Origin of the sequence: uncultured Jannaschia sp., from assembly GCF_947494025.1 — a bacterium.
In the GTDB taxonomy this organism is placed as follows: Bacteria; Pseudomonadota; Alphaproteobacteria; order Rhodobacterales; family Rhodobacteraceae; genus Jannaschia.
In genome coordinates this window covers 1-2,485 of record NZ_CANLTQ010000087.1, presented here as the reverse complement: position 1 = coordinate 2,485, position 2,485 = coordinate 1, and the positions used below count along the sequence as shown (strand labels likewise).

At 66.2% G+C, this 2,485-nt stretch carries 2 protein-coding genes; both read left to right on the top strand.

The features are described from left to right. Positions 1-735: GDSL-type esterase/lipase family protein (locus Q1B08_RS21250; RefSeq protein ID WP_299823300.1), on the top strand; the 735-nt coding region annotated here is incomplete at its 5' end. 61 nt (positions 736-796) lie between these two features. Then, positions 797-1,885 carry a catalase family protein gene (locus tag Q1B08_RS21245; RefSeq protein ID WP_299823297.1) on the top strand — a complete coding sequence of 363 codons (1,089 nt, stop codon included), beginning with the start codon at positions 797-799 and terminating at the stop codon, positions 1,883-1,885. The last annotated feature ends 600 nt before the right edge of the window (positions 1,886-2,485 follow it).

The window sequence follows — 2,485 nt, the reverse complement described above, 5'->3', positions numbered from 1 at the left end:
GACGGCGAGACGGCGTCGAGCTTCATGACCGGCAACGGGCGCACGCCGCCGGTGGTGGGCCGTACCGATGACATCCTGGCTTTGCAGAACACGAACTACAGCGAGGCCGGCGGCATCCGTACGCAGGAGACGCAGTTCCGTCAGGCAGCGGCGCAGGATGCGGCCGCGGGCAACGACATCGTAGGCATCACGGTCACGCTCGGCTTCAACGAGCTCGCGGCGCTGGCCAATCTCCCGGCCGACGAGGCGCTGGCGCAGATCCCGGCGACGCTCGACGATTACGAAGGGAACTACCGCTCCGTCCTCTCGACGATCCGGGAGGAAGCACCCGACGCGCCGCTCTACCTGCTCGGCTACTACAACCCGTTCCCGGCGGATCCCGACAGCCCGGCGGCGCCGATCTTCAACGAGGCCGGCACCGATCTCAACGGCATCGTCGCGACGCTCGCCGGTGAGTACGGCGCGTCCTTCGTCGACGTGGCGCCGGCCTTCCTCGGCAACGAGGCGGACTACACCTTCCTCGACGACCAGCCGGCGGGTTTCGTGATCGACGGCCCGTTCGGTGGCGTGGAGCCCATCGGCAACGTGCATGCCACCGATGCCGGCTACGACGCCATCGCGGGCGCGCTCACCGCGCAGGTCGCCCCGGTCCCGCTGCCGGCGGGGCTGCCGCTCTACGCAGCGGGCCTGCTCGGCGCCGGGCTTGTTCTCCGCCGGTCGAAGCGGCGCATCTGAGGCACGTCACAAACTCGTAGCCGTGTCCGTTCCCGGGCACGGCCCATAAGGGAGCAATTGCATGAAAGAGCCCGTGCTCTACAGCGACGATCTCGAGACGCCGTCGGCAGACGAACGCGAAACGATCGAGGAACTGAATGCCACCTTCGACACCATCCTCGACCGCGTGGCCGAGGACGAGGGTCACGCCTACCGGTCCGTTCACGCCAAGAGCCATGGCCTGATCGAGGCGAGAGTGACGATCCCGGACGATCTTCCGCCCGAATATTCCCAAGGCATCTTTGCGCGAAGCGGCAGCCACGGGGCGATCCTGCGGATCTCGACCAATCCCGGTGATATCTTGGACGATTCCGTCTCGGTACCGCGCGGGCTCGCATTGAAGGTCCTGGATGTCGAGGGAGAGAGGTTGCCGGGATCGGAGAGCGAGCGCTCGCAGGACTTCGTCATGGTGAACGGCCCGGCCTTCTCGGCGCCGGATGCGGCAGGGTTCCTGAAGAGCCTGAAGCTTCTGGCCAGGACCACCGACCGGGCCGAATGGGCGAAGAAGGCGCTGTCGACGGTGCTGAGGGGAGTCGAGAGCGGTCTCGAGGCCACCACCGGGCCGAGCGCCAAGATCGAGACCCTGGGTGGCGCGCCCAACGTTCACCCGCTGGGCGAGACCTATTTCACGCAGACCCCGTACCGCTTCGGCGACTACGTCGCCAAGGTGCAGATGGTCCCGGTTTCCGATAACCTGACGCGACTGACCGGCGAGACCGTCGACACCTCCGGCCGTTCCGACGCCCTGCGCGAGGAGATCGATGCGGTCATGCAGGCGAAACCGGCGCGATGGGAAATACGGGTCCAGCTTTGCCGGGACACCGAGGCTCAGCCCATCGAGGATGCCTCCGTGCCGTGGGACGAGGACATCTCGCCATTCGTCACCGTCGCGACGGTCGACGCAGCCCCGCAACCAGCCTGGACGGAAGGCCGCGCGAAAGCCGTGGACGACGGGATGCGGTTCGCGCCCTGGATCGGGATCGAGGCGCATCGACCACTCGGCTCCGTGAACCGGGCGCGGAAAGCGAGCTACGACCATTCGGCCGCGTTCCGCTCGCGGGTAAACGGCTGCCCGATCCACGACCCCCGGAAGGCAGCGCTTCCAGCGTAGGGGCAATTCGTCTGCACTACGTTCGCTTCGATAAGCCGCCCGACCTGGAGCATGCCAAGGCTTCTGCCTGGCAATACGCCTGTCTCGGCGAAACGAAGTCGGCTCCTGGACCTCGTGTCGAACATGGCGCCGCGTCTGCGGCCAAAGGAGATCCATTCGCACGGGATCACAGGAAAAATCGGACGGGTCGCGGATCACAACGTGATGGCGGGTGTTCTCTCCGACATGGGGGCGGGGGACGACTGGCCAAAGCTGCGCACGCGCCTTCTGGCCGCCGACATCTTCAGTCTCGGAACCCCGATCTGGCTTGGTCAGCCTTCGAGCATGGCTATCGCGTACTCGAACGGGGCTGGGGACCGAACGGGCCATCCTCGCCGGCCATGATCCTGGAGGCGGCGTGACGCAGATTGCGGACCACAGTCAGATGATGACCATCAGTATCCAGATAGCCGCGCCGCGGGGCGCTGGTTGCATGGCTCACGCAAAGATTGCCGCCATGTCCCTCCGAGCCGCTTTCACCGGGACATGCTTGCCGGAAGCAGGGACATCAACGCTTGCCTCAGTTTCATCTCGTCCACCGGCTTGCTCAGCATCGGCGCA